Origin of the sequence: Halapricum sp. CBA1109 (genome assembly GCF_009741825.1) — an archaeon.
GTDB lineage: Archaea > Halobacteriota > Halobacteria > Halobacteriales > Haloarculaceae > Halapricum.
The window spans coordinates 1-15,430 of sequence record NZ_WPCA01000064.1; the positions used below are offsets into that span (position 1 = coordinate 1).

Annotated in this window: 13 protein-coding genes and 3 pseudogenes; 10 read left to right on the forward strand and 6 right to left on the reverse strand. The window is 67.2% G+C overall.

Features of this window, described 5'->3' with window-relative positions; translation table 11 throughout:
* The 4 genes and pseudogenes from GJ629_RS16165 to GJ629_RS17955 all read left to right on the forward strand — a co-directional run.
* Window positions 1–579, forward strand: a 579-nt coding sequence (locus GJ629_RS16165) for a hypothetical protein (RefSeq protein ID WP_197428513.1), incomplete at its 5' end; no start/stop codon positions are given.
* A gap of 45 nt (window positions 580–624) precedes the next feature.
* A pseudogene (locus tag GJ629_RS08610) lies at window positions 625–1,796 on the forward strand (inorganic phosphate transporter).
* A 217-nt stretch (window positions 1,797–2,013) separates the two neighbouring features.
* Window positions 2,014–2,118, forward strand: a pseudogene (locus tag GJ629_RS17950) (universal stress protein); the annotation flags it as partial.
* A gap of 137 nt (window positions 2,119–2,255) precedes the next feature.
* Window positions 2,256–2,393 (forward strand): universal stress protein, encoded by a 138-nt coding sequence (locus GJ629_RS17955; protein ID WP_370515838.1) that lies wholly within the window; start codon window positions 2,256–2,258, stop codon window positions 2,391–2,393.
* Here GJ629_RS17955 and GJ629_RS08620 read toward each other — a convergent pair.
* Window positions 2,390–3,103, reverse strand: a complete 714-nt coding sequence (locus GJ629_RS08620) for an SDR family oxidoreductase (RefSeq protein ID WP_157512616.1) — start codon at window positions 3,101–3,103, stop codon at window positions 2,390–2,392. The two genes, GJ629_RS17955 and GJ629_RS08620, sit on opposite strands and share 4 nt — an antisense overlap.
* 91 nt (window positions 3,104–3,194) lie before the next feature.
* Between GJ629_RS08620 and GJ629_RS08625 the strand changes: the two genes are divergently transcribed.
* Complete coding sequence (locus GJ629_RS08625; RefSeq protein WP_157512617.1) at window positions 3,195–3,854, forward strand: glycerophosphodiester phosphodiesterase family protein; 660 nt, start codon at window positions 3,195–3,197, stop codon at window positions 3,852–3,854.
* Here the strand turns inward: GJ629_RS08625 and GJ629_RS08630 are convergent, their stop codons facing one another.
* Complete coding sequence (locus GJ629_RS08630; RefSeq protein WP_157512618.1) at window positions 3,855–4,862, reverse strand: J domain-containing protein; 1,008 nt, start codon at window positions 4,860–4,862, stop codon at window positions 3,855–3,857. It lies immediately after the preceding gene.
* Window positions 4,863–4,952: 90 nt separating this feature from the next.
* Here GJ629_RS08630 and GJ629_RS17960 point away from each other — a divergent pair.
* Window positions 4,953–5,827 (forward strand): annotated as a pseudogene (locus GJ629_RS17960) (alpha/beta fold hydrolase).
* On the opposite strand, the gene GJ629_RS08640 reads toward GJ629_RS17960, so the two are convergent.
* The 3 genes from GJ629_RS08640 to ilvD all read right to left on the reverse strand — a co-directional run bounded on the left by GJ629_RS08640 (window position 5,828) and on the right by ilvD (window position 11,073).
* A complete protein-coding gene (locus tag GJ629_RS08640; protein WP_157512619.1) occupies window positions 5,828–7,132 on the reverse strand; it encodes a hypothetical protein in 1,305 nt (434 codons plus the stop codon).
* 173 nt (window positions 7,133–7,305) lie between these two features.
* Complete coding sequence (locus GJ629_RS08645; protein ID WP_157512620.1) at window positions 7,306–8,961, reverse strand: NADH-quinone oxidoreductase subunit D; 1,656 nt, start codon at window positions 8,959–8,961, stop codon at window positions 7,306–7,308.
* A gap of 393 nt (window positions 8,962–9,354) precedes the next feature.
* Window positions 9,355–11,073: a dihydroxy-acid dehydratase gene (gene ilvD, locus GJ629_RS08650; protein WP_157512621.1), complete on the reverse strand. Its 1,719-nt coding sequence runs from the start codon at window positions 11,071–11,073 to the stop codon at window positions 9,355–9,357.
* 158 nt (window positions 11,074–11,231) lie between these two features.
* Between ilvD and GJ629_RS17030 the strand changes: the two genes are divergently transcribed.
* From GJ629_RS17030 to GJ629_RS08665, 4 genes are read left to right on the forward strand one after another with little or no spacing between them, the layout of a single operon-like run.
* Window positions 11,232–12,086, forward strand: a complete 855-nt coding sequence (locus GJ629_RS17030) for a hypothetical protein (protein ID WP_231754561.1) — start codon at window positions 11,232–11,234, stop codon at window positions 12,084–12,086.
* Entirely contained in the window at window positions 12,008–13,267 is a 1,260-nt protein-coding gene (locus GJ629_RS17035; RefSeq protein WP_370515837.1) for an alpha-amylase family glycosyl hydrolase, read from the forward strand. The genes GJ629_RS17030 and GJ629_RS17035 overlap by 79 nt, the downstream gene beginning before the upstream one ends.
* 53 nt (window positions 13,268–13,320) lie before the next feature.
* On the forward strand, window positions 13,321–13,674 hold the full coding sequence (locus tag GJ629_RS08660; protein ID WP_157512622.1) for a hypothetical protein: 354 nt from the start codon (window positions 13,321–13,323) through the stop codon (window positions 13,672–13,674).
* Window positions 13,675–13,725: 51 nt separating this feature from the next.
* Window positions 13,726–14,850, forward strand: a complete 1,125-nt coding sequence (locus GJ629_RS08665) for a DUF2092 domain-containing protein (protein ID WP_157512623.1) — start codon at window positions 13,726–13,728, stop codon at window positions 14,848–14,850.
* A 1-nt stretch (window position 14,851) separates the two neighbouring features.
* Here GJ629_RS08665 and GJ629_RS08670 read toward each other — a convergent pair.
* Window positions 14,852–15,430, reverse strand: a 579-nt coding sequence (locus GJ629_RS08670; RefSeq protein ID WP_157512624.1) for a Zn-binding domain-containing protein, incomplete at its 5' end; no start/stop codon positions are given.

The following is a 15,430-nucleotide window of genomic DNA, read 5'->3' on the forward strand; positions in this document are numbered from 1 at the left end:
AAACAGACCGTCGACGAGAGCGTCGGCGAGGCCGTCGAGAAGACTGTCGACGACACTGTCAAGCAAACCGTCGACGAGAGCGTCGGCGAGGCCGTCGAGAAAACCGTCGACGACACCGTCAAACAGACCGTCGACGAGAGCGTCGAGGAGGCCGTCGAGCGGTCGGTCGGCGAGAAGGTCGAACAGACCGTCGAGGAGACGGTCGGCGAGAAAGTCGAGGAGAGCGTCCCCGGGAGCGTCGACGAGACAGTCGAGAAGACGGTCGAGGAGAAAGTCGAAGAAACGGTCAGAGAGACCGTCGAGGAGACCGTCCCCGAGACGGTCGAAGAGACTGTCGAGGAGAAGGTGCCCGAAACCGTCGAGGAGACGGTAGAGGAGACTGTCGAGGAGAAGGTGCCCGAAACCGTCGAGGAGACAGTCGATCAGAAAGTCGACGAGACGGTGGACGAGAAAGTCGACGAGAAGGTCGAAGAGACGGTCGACGAGAAGGTAGAGGAGACGGTCGACGAGAAAGTCGAGGAGACAGTGGACGAGAAGGTAGAGGAGAAAGTCGAGGACACGGACGACGGGAAATCGTAGCCGCCGATAGCCAGTGTATTAACCGCGGCACTCAGAAAAGTCGATATGGTCTCTGTCCTTCTCGTCATCGGCGTCGTAGTGGCGATGTTCGTCGGGTACAACATCGGCGGGTCGACGACCGGCCCCGCGTTCGGGCCGGCCGTCGGCGCACGCGCCATCTCGAAGACGACCGCCGCGGCACTGATGTCGGTGTTTTTCTTCGTCGGCGCGTGGACCATCGGCCGGAACGTCATCGACAAACTCGGCAACGAACTGATCGACGCGAGCGTGTTCACCCTCGAAACCAGCATCGCCGTGCTGTTTTTCATCGGCATCGCGCTGTTCGTCGGCAACGTCTTCGGCGTCCCTGCCTCGACGTCGATGACGGCCGTCGGCGCTATCGCCGGCCTCGGACTGGCCTCCGGGACGTTGAACCTCGCGGTGATGGGCGAGATTGCTATCTGGTGGATCGTCGCCCCCATCATCGGGTTCTGGGTGTCGCTGATCGTCGGCCGGTACTTCTACTCCCGGATCAACGAGCTGATAGCGATGGACCGCAGCGACGACCCGATGATCGAGTGGGACCGCTCGGGGCTGGTCCCGATACCGCGCCCGAGCGAGACGGCCTCCCGGCGTGAACAAGCCGGCATCGTCATCGTCGTCTCCATCGGCTGTCTGATGGCGTTCAGTTCCGGTACCTCGAACATCGCCAACGCCATCGCACCGCTGGTCGGCAGCGGCCAGTTGGATATCGACCTCGCAATCATCCTCGGCGGTATCGCGTCGCAATCGGGACGTTCACCATCGCCCGCCGGACGCTGGACACGATGGGCAGCGACATCACGGAACTCCCGCTGACGGCGGCCATCGTCGTCGCGTCGGTGTCCTCGGGACTGGTCATCTTCCTCTCGGCCATCGGCATCCCCGCGAGTTTCGTCGTCATCGCCACGATGTCCATCATCGGCCTCGGGTGGGGCCGGGCGACGCGACCGGTGACCGTCCCCGAGGCCGTCACGGGCGAGGAGACGCCGGCCGTGACCGTCGACGCCCTCGCGGTCGACGAGGAGGGCGAGGAACTCCCGCCCATCGGCGAGGAGGACCCCGAGGTGCCCAGCGCGGGCGACCTCTTCGACCCCGCGACGACCGCCCGGGTCGTCCTTATGCAGAACGTCGTCCCAGTCATCGCAACCATCGGCGCGTACCTCACGTTCCGGTTTCTCCCGGTCTTCGGCTTCTGATAGTGTTTATTGTAGCTGTGTACGGTGGGACCGCCGGAGTTCATCCTGCGGAGTGACACGACGCAGGGCTCGGGAGGTGAACAGCGTTCACCTCCCGGTGGGCGGTCAATACCGAAAACGACCGATAATAAACAGTATGGGCGGGCGGCTTTTTGTCCCGTCCCGTCGTAGGAGGGGTATGATAGACCGCGTGCTCGTTCCGATCGACGGTTCCGAGATGGCGACGAAGGCCCTCCAGTACGCCGTCGAGGTCCACCCAGACGCCGAGATAACGCTGCTGTACGTCGCCGGCGGCCCCTCGCCGATGATGGGGAGGGCGTTACAGCTCTCTCTTGAAGACAACTTGGAGGAAGAAGCCCGGGAGATGGCCGGGGAGATATTCGCGGACGCCCGCGCCGTGGTCGCGACAGCGACGCCGACATCAAGACGGCCGTCGCCGTCGGGAACCCCTCGAAACAGATCGTCGAGTGCTCCGAGGACTACGACGCGGTCGTCCTCGGGAGCCACAGCAGCGGCCTCGCCTCACGGCTGTACACCGGCAACGTCGCCAAGAAGGTGTCGAGCCGCGCGCCGGTCCCGGTGACCGTCGTCCGCTAGGCCTCGCCGTAGACGGGGACGGCCGCGCCGCTGGTGACGGAGGCAGCGTCGCTACAGAGAAAGCAGACGACCGCTGCGATGTCCGCGGGGTCGACCCACGTCTCGAAGTCGGCGTCGGGCATCATCTCGCGGTTCATCGGCGTGTCGATGACGCTCGGCATCACGGCGTTTGCCCGCATCTCCCCGCGGTTTTCCTCAGCGATTGTATCGGTGAGCAGGCGGACGCCGGCCTTCGATGCGCGGTAGATGCCGTCGCCCTCCCCACCCTCCAAGGAGGACCGCGCGGAGACGCTGACGATAGCGCCCGAGTTGTCCCGGAGGTGTGGGATAGCGTGTTTCGACGCCAGAAACATCGTCTTGAGGTTCACGTCGAAGAGGAACTCGAACGTCTCGGCGTCGGTTTCGTCTATCGGGTCGCCGCCGCGCCACGTCCCCGCGACGTTGGCGAGGTAGTCGATACCGCCGTGGTCGGCGACGATGTCCGCGACGACGGACGCGACCTGACTCTCGACGACGAAATCACCCTGATAGACGTCGACGTTCGGGTCCTCGGGGTCCAGCAGGAAGTCCTCGCTCTCGGGTTCGACGATGTCGACGGCACACACCGTGGCCCCGGCCTCGGCGAACGCCTCGGCGATTGCGCTCCCCAGCGCTCCGCCGGCGCCTGTCACGACCGCCACGTCGCCGCTGAAATCGAACTCGACTGACATACGCTCCCAGTAGGACGCCGGCGGAATAAAGCTACCCTCGCCAGCCGTCGCCACCGCAACGCTTTCCGGGTACCCATCCGTGGCCACCAGTATGCGCTGTATCGCCCACCGCGGCTTCGCTGGGCTGTATCCCGAGAACACGCTGGCGGCGGTCCGTCAGGCCGGCGAACAGGCGGACATGATCGAACTCGACGTCAGGCTGTGCGGGTCGGGCGACCCCGTCGTCATCCACGACGAGACGGTCGACCGCGTCACCGAAGACACGGGCCCGGTGGCCGACATCTCGCTCGGCACCCTCCAGTCGATGAACGTCCTCGACACCGGCGAGGGCGTCCCGTCGCTGGAGGCCGTCCTCCGCACCGTTCCCGACACCGTGGGTCTGAACCTCGAACTCAAAGACTCGGGGCTCCCCAAAGTCGTCGCACCGCTTTTCGCGGACGTCGACAACGACCTGTTGCTGTCCTCGTTCTCCTTCGACGTACTGGAGGAGGCCCGCGAACACCTCCCGGACGTCGACCGGGCGCTGATCGTCGACTCCTCGGCCGAGGCCGGCATCGAACGCGCCGCGAGCCTCGACTGCGCCGCGTTACACCCTCACTGGCGACTGCTCGATTTCGCCCTGCTCGAACGGGCCCATCGCTCCGGCCTCGACGTCAACGTCTGGACGGTAGCCGACCCCGAGAAGAGCCAGGAGTACGGGAAGATGGGCGTCGACGGCGTCATCGTCGACGACCCCGCCGCCTGCCGGTAGCTACCACCGCAACACGGCGTAGACGGCCAGCGTGAGCGCCAGCGGAACGTAGGTCACGCAGACGACGAGTACCCCAACCAGCGAGAGGGGGCTGACCCCGAACAGGAGGAGGCCGAGCGTGGCCAGCCCCGACCACGCGCCGAAGACGTACACGCCCGCGTCGGGCATCGACACGAGATACCCCACCAGAAACAGCGTACACAGGCCGACGACGAGGTTGACCGCGAACGGGAACAGCGGCGTGAACGTGCTGTAGACGAGCGAGGGGTAGATGACGAACGTCGAGACGAGCAACACCATCGACTGCTCGGGGGGAAACAGCTTCGTCGACCGGATGCGCCGCCGCCGAGTGCCGTTTCTGACGGCGTGTCGCCCGTCGACGCCGGCGGCCCACCCGACCGTCTCGCCGACGTTCGACGCCGTCGACCGCCGGCGCTTCTCCTCCTCGCTGAGATCCCCCGACGAGCGCCGATGACCCCCGTCGACGCCGCTGTTGGTCGGACCCGTCCCGCCCGCCGATGCCGTCTCACTCGCGGCCGCTGTCGCCGACCCGCCGACGCCCGCGGAATCACTGTCGGCGTCCGCGTCGGCCGAGTGCCGGCTCGTACCGTTCGAATCAGCGTCCGTGTCTGCCGAACCGGTCCCCGTGTCCGCCCACGTCCCTTCGTGGACGGACTCGGCACCCGACCCCGGGCCCGGTTCCTCGCGTGGCTCGTCGTCCGTCCCCGCGTCCGGCGTCGTCTCCTCGACGTCGACGGCGTCAGCCCAGTCGGCGTCGACGTTGTCACCTACGTAGGCGGCGTGGCCGACGCTGTCGTACTGCTCGCGTTCGTCCGCGTCGGTCAGGACCTCCTTCGCCTCGATGACCTTCCGGACGCGGTCCTGTGCGTCGGCCTCGTCGCTGACGTCCGGATGCGTCTCCTTGATCCGCTCTCGGTAGGCGTGTTCGATCTCCTCGGTCGTCGCGTCGCGCGAGACGCCGAGGACATCGTAGAACGTCTCGGCCATCGGGGGGAATTGACACCACGTTGGATAGCCCGGGGCAAAAAACCTCGCTCGGTCGACGCCACTAAGCCGGCCTGTCGCCTACGAGCGGCTATGACGGACGCCACTCTCGTCGACGTGCCGTCGGCGGAATCGACGACGCGGGCCGTCGGCGACGTGCGCCTCCACGTCGTCGCGGCCGGCGACCCCGAGGACCCCCTGGTCGTCTTGCTCCACGGGTTCCCGGATTTTTGGTACGGCTGGCGCAAGCAGATCGGTCCGCTCGTCGACGCGGGCTACCGGGTCCTCGCGCCCGATATGCGGGGGTACAACCGCAGCGACGCGCCGACCGGCGTCGAATCCTACCGGACGCCGCGACTCGCCTACGACATCAAGCGCCTGATCGCAAGCGAGGGGCGCGACCGGGCCCACGTCGTCGGCCACGACTGGGGCGCGTTCGTCGCGTGGGACCTCGCGCTCCGGTGTCCCGAGGTGGTCGACCACCTCGGCATCGTCAACGTCCCGCACCCGACGGTGTTCCGGCGGACGCTCCGGTCGAACCCCCGACAGATGGCCCGTAGCTGGTACGCGGCCGCGTTTCAGGTCCCGTGGCTCCCCGAGCGGCTACTGGGGAGTCGCGACGGGACCTGCTGGCGTCGATGCTCGAAGACAGTGCCGCACCGGGGACGTTCGCCCACCGAGACCTATCACGGTACCGAGCGTCTTGGCGCGAGGGGTCGCTCACGGCGATGCTCGACTACTATCGGGCGGTCGCTCGCTACCGCGACGACCCGCCGCGGACCGAGGTGGCGGCGCCGACGCTGATCTGCTGGGGCGAACAGGACGTGGCGCTCGTCCCCGAGATGGCAGAGCGGAGCCGCCAACTCTGTGCGGACGGGCGCCTCGAACGGTTCCCCGAGGCGTCTCACTGGGTCCACGTCGAAGAGAGCGACCGCGTCACCGCGGCGCTACGTGCCCACCTGCCCTGATTAGCGCAGGTCGGCGACTCGTCGTTTGACCTCGTCTAAGTACCCCTTGCTGTCGGCTATCGCCAGTCCGACCAGCAGGGCGCCGACGACCAGAAGCGTCAGCGACTGGGCCGACAGCGTGCCGAGGATACCGCGGATCAGTCCCAGCACCGCGTCACCGATAGCGTCCGGTTGGTCCGCCGGCAGCGCGCTCCGTGCCTCCGAGAGGACCGTCCCACGGAGGACGACGGCGATCAGCAGGCCGATGAGCGCCGAGACCACCAGCGAGACGCCGGTGTAGAACGCCGTCGACCGGACCGACCGCGTCAGGACGTAGATGAGGCCGACGAACAGAAGCGACAACAACGGCAGGACGAGCGCCATCGTGTCTATCTGCTGGACCGGTCCCGGCGCGCCCTCGATCTGTTCTTCAGTGTCCGAGCCCATATAGTCCGACAGCGATAGCCGGTCGTTGATCCGGTCGTCTATCTGCTGGACGGCGAGTCGTCCGGCCTCCTCGCCGAGGGCCTGCTCTTGAGTCTCGACGCGGTCGGTGAACTGCTCGTAGGTGACACTCTCGTCAGTCAGGGCGTCGACCATCGCGAACTGCATCTGGGTCGTCGCCTCGGTGACGTTGTCCGAGTACTCGCTCGTCTGCGCTTCCGTGTTGTTCTCGACCTCGTTTTTCGTCTCCTGATTGGCCGCCGACAGCGCCGCGTCGAGTTCCTCGCCGGACGTGCCGGACTGTCGCTGGAAGTCCTCACGGAAGTTCTCGGTCACCTGGTTGTACTGCTGTTCGCTCTCCAGCATCCGCCCGGCGTCGGACCCGCTGATCGGAACCGGCGTGTCACCCATCCCGGCGGACCCGCGGTCGATCAGTTGCTCTGCTTCGACATCGACCGTCTGGTCGGCGATGGCGACGCCGATCTGTTCTTTGACCGGTTCGACGTCGATAGAGAGGTTCAGCGTCTCGCTCTCGCCGTGGAGATACGCGAACACGTCGCGGATATTCTCCTCGAACCGCGTCTGGACGAACTCCTCGGTGACCGCGTCCTCCGCGACGGCCTCGGCGTCTATCTCGCCGACCGTCACCTCCGGCGGCACCTCCTCGCTACGCTCGATCGAAGCGTTTTCGAGATCCTCGACGACCTCTTCGTCCACGCGGTCGGATAGCTCCTCGTAGACGCCCGCCTCGTCCATCTGCGTGATGACGAACTCCTCGTTGAGCGCCGTGCTCTGGGTCGTCGTCGCGACGTTGGCACCGGCCGTCGTCGCGACCAGCAACACCGCGAGAACGACCGCACCGACCCGTGCTCCGGTACTCATAGTCGCTCACGCCTCCCGGTCGCAGGTTCGTCGACCCCGCGACACCCACCAGTTTGCTTCTGACACATTACCTCCAAGATTATCCTTCTGCTAAAAAGGCGTTTCTGTCCGGGCGGGTCACTTCGCTCCCCGCTCTCCGTTCCCAGCGCCCTCGCTACGCTCGGCCGCTGGGTCTACCTATCGACCTCACCCATAATCGTGTCGAGGCTCCCGAGCGTCGCGATCATATCAGGGATATACTCGCCCTCGACCATCTCCGGGAGCGCCTGCAGGTTCGAGAACGAGGGGCCGCGGATCTTGAACCGCGCCGGCGAGTCCGTCCCGTCGCTGCGGATGTAGATGCCCAGTTCCCCCTTGGCTGCCTCGACGGACCGGAACACCTCGCTGTCGTAGTCGGGCCGCAGCGTCCGCGGGACGTTCGCCTGCACCGTCCGCTCCTCCTCGGGCCACTCCTCCAGCAGGTCGACGCACTGGCCGACTATCCGTGCGGACTCCTCCAGTTCCCGCAACCTGACGAGCAGACGCGCGTAGTTGTCACAGCCGTCCTCGGTGACCACGTCCCAGTCCAGTTCGTCGTAGTAGCCGTAAGGGTCGTCCCGCCGAACGTCGTAGTCGATGCCCGACCCGCGGGCGACCGGACCCGTCACGCCGTAGGACTTTGCCGTCGCCGGGTCGAGGTGGCCGACGCCGACGGTCCGCACCTGCAGTATCTCGTTGCCGGTCAGCAGGTCGTGGTACTCCTCCAGTCGCCCGGGCAACTCGTCGAGGAAGTTCCTGACTTGCTCGAAGAACTCGGCCCGCGGTTCCGGAATGTCCCAGCACACCCCGCCGAGCCGAAAGTAGTTGAACATCAGCCGCTGTCCCGTGAGGTCTTCGAGGATGCTCTGGATCACCTCCCGGTCCCTGATGGCGTACATGAACGTCGCCGTGAAGTCCCCGACAACGTCCAGCGCGTAGGCCCCCACCGCGAGGAAGTGGCTCAGCATCCGGGAGAGCTCGGCGGACATCGTCCGCAGAACGCGGGCGTACTCGGGCACCTCGATGTCGGCAAGCGACTCGGCCGCGCGGGCGTAGGCCCACTCGTTGCAGATGCCGGCCCCGCCCCAGTCCCAGCGGTCGGGGTAGGGCATAATCTGGTGTCGGTAGGTGCCCTGCTGGCACATCTGCTCCTCGCAACGGTGGATGTAGCCGATGTCCGGTTCCGCGTCGACGACCGTCTCCCCGTCCAGCGTCACGATGATGTGCATCACGCCGTGGGTCGCGGGGTGGTGTGGCCCGATGTTCAAAAGCAGCGTCTCCGAGTCGGCTTTGCCGTCCGGTTCGAGGGGGTTGGCTTGCTCGCGGAACGGGACGATCTGTGGCTGGTTCTGGTCGTACGAATCCCTGAGCGGGTGACCCTGCCACGTCTCGGGCAGGAGGATCCGCCGCAGGTCGGGGTGGTCCTCGTACTCGACCCCGAGGAGGTCGTAGGCCTCCCGTTCGTGCCAGTCGGCCGTCTCGAACACCGACGCGGCCGACTCGCTGACCGGATTCCCGGTCGGGACGGGGACGACGACGCTCAACTCCCGCGTCGGGTCGTCGTAGTCCCGCAGGTGGTAGATGGTCTCGAAGCGGTCGCTGTACTCTTGGGCCGTCACGCAGGCACAGTGGTCCAGTCCGGCGACCGACCGCACTGTCTCCAGCACCGTCGCCACTGTGTCCGGCCGGATCACGATGGCCGGTGCGTTGCCGTGTGTCTCCCGGCCCGAGACGGACTCGGACACCGCCTCGATTGCCGCCTCGACGGAGTCGCGGTCCGCCGTCCGCTGTCGCTGTCGGGAACGCGTCATAGTTGTGCATAGCCGGACTGGCGCAAGCAAATTCTCACGAATCCACTAGGGAGTTTAAGTACAGCACTGTCCCGTCGCACCCGACGGCCGAGTCGCGTGGGCCGATCGCCCCCACACCCCTCCGGTGTCGGCATCCGGGTCCCACCCCTCGACAACCGGTCCGGTGTCGGTGTCGGATAGCGACGGCGTGTCGAACGACGGGAAGCGGTGGCGCCGCGAGGCGGCGGTCACCGCACACACCGACGCGGCCGGGCGTCCCCCCGAACGCACGGCCTGAGCGCCGGTGGCCCCTCGTCACGACTGCCCACCCCCACGGTGGGCATCGCATTATTTTGACTGTCCGATAAAGATTCTTTCGGAGCGACGAGTGCCGAATTCCGGGTTGCGGTCCGGTCAGTCCTCTTTGGCGCCGGGGTTGGTCACCGCGCCGTTGGTCGCGGAGCCGAAGTCACGCTGGTACTTGGCAAGGACGCCGGTGTCGTAGTTCGGTTCGGGATCGTCGAGCGCGTCCAGCCGTTCCTGCAGTTCCTTGTCGCTGAGGTCCACCGAGAGTTCGAGGTCGTCGACGTCGATGGTGATGGTGTCGCCGTCCTCAAGCGCCGCGATGGGACCGCCGACGTACGCCTCCGGGGCGACGTGACCGATGGAGAGTCCACGAGTCGCACCGGAGAACCGGCCGTCGGTCAACAGTGCCACGTCGTCGGAGTGGCCCTGCCCGTCGCGGGCGGAGGTGACGCCCAGCATCTCGCGCATCCCGGGGCCGCCTTGGGGCCCCTCGTTGCGGATGACGATTGCGTCGCCGGACTCGACGTGACCCTCTTGGACGTACCGCATCGCCTCGGACTCCTCCTCGAAGACGCGGACCGGCCCCTCGTGGTGGACGTGGTCCGCGCCCGTGATCTTGATGACCGCGCCGCCGGGCGCGAGGTTACCGGTCAGGATGCGGATGGCACCGCGTTCGTGGATCGGATCGTCGACCGGATAGAGGTATTCGACATCCAGTTCCTCGATGGTCGGGAGGTCAAGCGAGTCGAGTTCCTCGGCCATCGTGTTGCCCGTCACGGTCAGGGCGTCGCCGTGGAGCAGGTCCGCCTCGTACAGCGCTTTGAGGACGACCGGGACGCCGCCGACCTCGTGGAGGTCGTTCATCACCTTCTCGCCGCCCGGTTGGAGGTCGGCGACCTTCGGCGTCCGGGCGCTGATGCGGTTGAAGTCCTGAATGTCGAGGTCGATGCCCGCCTCGGCGGCCATCGCCAGCAGATGGAGGACGGCGTTGGTCGACCCGCCGACCGCGACCTGCAGGGCGATGGCGTTCTCGAAGCTCTCCTTGCTGAGGAAATCCGAGGGGCGGCGGCGGTCCTCGATGACCTCCAAGACGAGTTCGCCCGTCTCGCGTGCGACCTCGTAGCGGCTCTCGTCCTCGGCGGGCGGGGAGGCGCTCCCCAGCGGCGCGAACCCGAGCGCCTCCGAGATAGAGGCCATCGTGTTCGCGGTGAACATCCCGCCACAGGAGCCAGCGCCGGGACAGGCGTTGCGCTCCATCGTGTCGAGTTCGTCCTCGCTCATCTCGCCTTGGGCCACCGCGCCGACGCCCTCGAAGACGTTCTGGATGGTGACCTCCCGGCCGTCGTGTTGGCCGGGCATAATCGACCCGCCGTAGAGGAAGACGCTCGGCAGGTCCGTCCGGATGGAGGCCATCATCATCCCCGGCATATTCTTGTCGCACCCGCCGATGGTGACGAGGCCGTCCATCCGCTCGCCGAACGCGACCAGTTCCACGGAGTCGGCGATGACTTCCCGCGAGATGAGGCTAGCTTTCATCCCCTCGGTCCCCATCGAGATAGCGTCGGAGATGGTGATGGTCCCGAACTCGATGGGCATCCCGCCGGCGTCGTCGATGCCCTCGTAGGCGGCGTCGGACACGTCGTCTAAGTGGACGTTGCACGGCGTGATGTCGGCGGCGGGGTTGGCGATGCCGACCATCGGCGAGGAGAGGTCCTGGTCGTCGTAGCCCATCGCGCGGAACATCGCCCTGTGGGGAGCCTTCTCGGTCCCTTCCGTGACCTCGTTGCTCGGGAGGTCCGGGTCTTTCTGCGGTGCCTTGTCGCTCATACCGTGAACTGAACAGGTCCCCGGTCTTAAGCCCCGCGAAGGTGTGGAACCACTCGACACACCGCGGACGGACCGCTCCCGACCGCTCCGGAGCGCTCGGTAGCTAACAAAGATTGCTTCCGATAGTAGTAAATGATTCGGCGCGGTTACAGGATGGTATGCACCACCCCGGACCGCCGCGGTTCACCACCGTCGGTGAGGCGGTCGAACTGGCCCCGCGGTCGCCGTCGGCCGACGCCGACTTCGAGTGGCGACTCGCCGACGCGCCCGCGGACAGTGACCTCTCGGTCGGCGACGGCGCGGTGATCCACCCCGAACCGGACGCCCCCGGCGTCTATCGGTTCGAACTGTCCGCGCCCGACGGGACGCACGTCCAGCGTCTCCGGGCGTTCCCCGACCCGCGCCGGACGGCGCGGTTCGCCATCGACCCCGACCGCCTCCCCGACCACGACTTTTCGGACGTGTCGGTCGCCGGCCCGTTCAACGACCACCGGTTCGGCGCCGACCGCCCCGCCCGCGAGGACGGCCAGTACGTCTTCGAGACGGAACTGCCGCCCGGCGACCACGAGGCGATGTTCGTCCCCGGCCTCCGCAGACACGAGGCCGTCGACGCCTACTGCACCGTCGAGGGGCCCGAACGGCCGCGGATCACCCTCGACGCCACCGTCGAGGACGGTACTGTTCGGGTCGAGGCCGACCCGCTGACCGGCCCGACGACCATGGAGGACCTCGGCGTCGAGTTCTACGCCGACGACCGCGACGGCGTCGACGACGCGGCGCTTTCCGTCTCCGGCACCACGGCGACGGTCCCCCTCGACGCTATCGAGGACCGCCTGCGGGTCCACGCCGTCGCCGTCGGCGCGCGCCACTCCGTCCCCGACTGCGTCGATATCGAGGCCGACGGGACGGTCTCGTACCCCAACGACCCGCCGGCGTGGCTCGAATCCGCCACCATCTACTCGGTGTTCACGCGGGCGTCGCGGGCGAAGCCGAGACCACCTTCGCCGAGATAGAGCGCCGCGTCCCCTATCTGGAGTGGCTCGGCGTCGACACGCTGTGGCTGACGCCCGTCCTCGCCTCGCTGAGCGGACAGAAGGGTGAGGACGCCCCCGGCGGCCCCCACGGCTACGACACCATCGAGTACGACCGACTGGCCGAGGACCTCGGCGACCGCGAGGACCTCCGGTCGCTGGTCGACACGCTCCACGACCACGGGATCCGGCTCATGTTCGACCTCGTGCTCAACCACACCTCGCGGAACCACCCGTACTTCCAGATGGCCGACGCGGGCGTCGACCCCTACGTCGACTACTACGAGTTCGTCGACGGCGACGCCCAGTTTTACTTCAACTGGTACAACATCCCGAACCTGAACTACGACGAACCGGCCGTCCGCGAGATGGTGCTGTCGGTCGTCGAGGAGTGGGCCGAGTACGCCGACGGCTTCCGGTGTGACGTGGCGTGGGCGCTAGACCCCGGATTCTGGCAGGAGGCCCGCGAGCGCGCCCGCTCGGTCGACCCCGACATCGCGATGCTGGGCGAGGTCATCCCGCGGGACCCCGAGTACCACCAGACGAACTTCGATTTGCACTACGACACGTCGCTGTACGGGATGCTCCGCGGCGTCGGCGAGGGCCACGAACCGGCCAGTACCGTCCTCGACGCCGTCGAGAGCGACGCCGCCGAGGGGTTCCCACCGCGGGCAACGCAGATGCGCTACGTCGAGAACCACGACGAACCGCGCTACCTCGACAGCTGTGACCGCGCGTCGCTGAAGGCCGCCGTCGGCGCAATCTGTACGCTGCCGGACGTGCCGATGCTCTACGCCGGCCAGGAGATGGGGATGACCGAGCCCCGGGAACCGCTGGAGTGGGGCGGCGACGACGACCTGACGCGCTTCCACCGCCGCCTGCTTCACACGCGCAACGGCTCGCCGGTCCTCACGCACGGCTCGTTCGAACGGATCGACCACGACCCCGATTCGGACCACGGGGTCGCGTTCGCCCGCGACCACGAGGGCGAGCGCCGCGTCGTCGTGCTGAACTTCGGGGCCGACCCGCTGGACGTCTGGGTCGACGCCGCCCTCGAACCGACCGATATGGTGAGCGGCGAATCGGTCCCGGTCGAGCGCCACGCCGACGGCGACGGGACGACGGTGACCGTCGACAGCGTCGCAGTGTTCGAGACGGCCTGATAGTTGGAGGGCGGTCGATACCACTTTGGGCCGGCGGGCCGAACGGCGACGCGATGGGACGCGAGACGCCCGTGATGGCCTTCTTCGCCGGCGTGACGGTGTTCGTGCTGACGGTGCTTCCCATAGAGGCGCTGCTGGGGCGTGTCGTCGAATCCGGCCTGTTGCTCGCGCTACCGATCGGTATCGGGATGGGGATGGCGGCGATGACCGTCGTCTACGTCGGGATGGGCGACGACCCGTCGAGCCGACACTACCGGGGAGCGTTCGCGCTGGGTGCCCTCGGCGTCACCTTCGTGTTCGTCCTCGGAGCGGGCGTGGTCTCGGGCGGCGGCTTCTACTTCTCGGTCGGGGCCGCACTGGTCGCCGGCGTCATCACCGCCGTCGGCGTGGCCATCGGATTCAGGTAGCCGACCGCAACGGCTTTTGCGGTGTTGACACAATCGGTCTGACAACCTCCGATGCACCGAGCAGTCCCCCTCCTCGCAGTGGTCGTCGTGGCCGCCCTCGCCGGATGCGGTGCGCTGTTCGGCGACGACGGCGACACCAGCGGTCCGGCGGTCGCCGAGAAAGTCGACCGCGAACTGGGCGACGTCGACACCCTGGAGATGACGATGACGTGGCGTATCGAAAGCGGCGACAACGACCCGGTCCGCTACGAGGCCGACGTGGCCTTCCGGAGTCCGAACCGCCTCAATATGACCTACCGCGACCCCGGACGCTACGCCGGGACCCGCCTCGTCGGCAACGGGACGAACCTCACCGTCACCAATCCGAACAACGGGAAGTACGCCTCGCTGCCGGTGGTGAACAACGGGACCGGCATCTCCTCGCTCTTTCTCGGTCTCACCGACGTCGAGAACCCCGAGTTCGTCGGCAACGAGACGGTCGGCGGCGAGGGCGCGGTGAAACTGGAGTACGCCGTCAGCGGCTCCGAGGTGTCGCTGTTTCTGGCCGGCGGCGTCGACACCTCCCGCATCTCCGAGAACGAGGACGAGGCCAACGTCACGGTCTGGGTCGACCGCGAGCAGTGGGTCCCCCGGAAAGCGACGATAAACATGACCGGCTTCGAGACGACGGTCAATATGTCGTTCTCCTACGAGAACGTCGCCGTCGACGAGTCCATCCCCGACAGCCGGTTCGAGACGACGCCCGGCCCGTCCGTCGAGGAGGAGGTCGACACGATGTGGGAGGTGCTCCTCCCGGCGGGAAGCGTCGGGTACGACAGCCACGAGGAGGTAGCCGCCGACCTCGGTCCGGCCGCGCCGCCGGCCGAGTTGCCGGGCGGCTACGCGTTCAACCAAGGGTTCTCACTGGCGCTGTCGGCGGACGGCGAGGAGCGGCGCTACCGGCTGTTCTACAACAACAGCACGCGGCCGCTCGAGGTCCACCACGTCACCGAACCGATCAGCATCCTCGACGGGAGCGAGTCGATGACCGTCGAGGGCCGCCGGGTCAACGTCTCCGTCGCCAGCGGGACGACCATCACCCACTACCAGTGTGAGGAGAGCGCCTACTCCGTGCTCGGGCGAGTCCCGGCCGAGGACCTCCGGCCGGCGATTCGGGCCATCGGCTGTCCGGCGTAGCTCACTCGCCCCGGAGGCGGCCCAGCAGTTCGATGGCGACGCTCTTGTCCAGCGGGTCGTTGGCGTTGCCACAGTGTGGAGACTGGACGCAGGCCGGACAGCCGCTCTCGCAGTCACAGCTACGCAGCATCTCGTGGGTCCGGTCGACGAGCGATTCGACGGTCCCGTAGGCCGCCTCGGTCAGGCCGACGCCGCCGGGGTAGCCGTCGTAGATGAACACCGTCGCCCGGTCGGTGTGGGGGTGGACCGGCGTGGACAGACCGCCGATGTCCCGCCGGTCACAGAGGAACGCGGTCGGGAACATCGATATCATCGCGTGCTCGGCGGCGTGGATACCGCCGGGGAAGTCCCCGGCCTGCTGGAGCGCTGCGCTGGTCTCCGGCGGCAAGGTGTAGTACATCGCCGTCGTCGAAAGCGTCGTCTCGGGGAGGTCGAGCGGTTCGGTCGCCAGCGGTTCACCCGACCGGCTATCGAGTCGGTCGTAGCCCGTGATCTGTTTCCGCATCGTCACGTCGGCGAGGCGGACGGGCACGTCCACGGGCGCGTCGATGTCCCGCTCGCGGCGGTCGTCTCGACGACG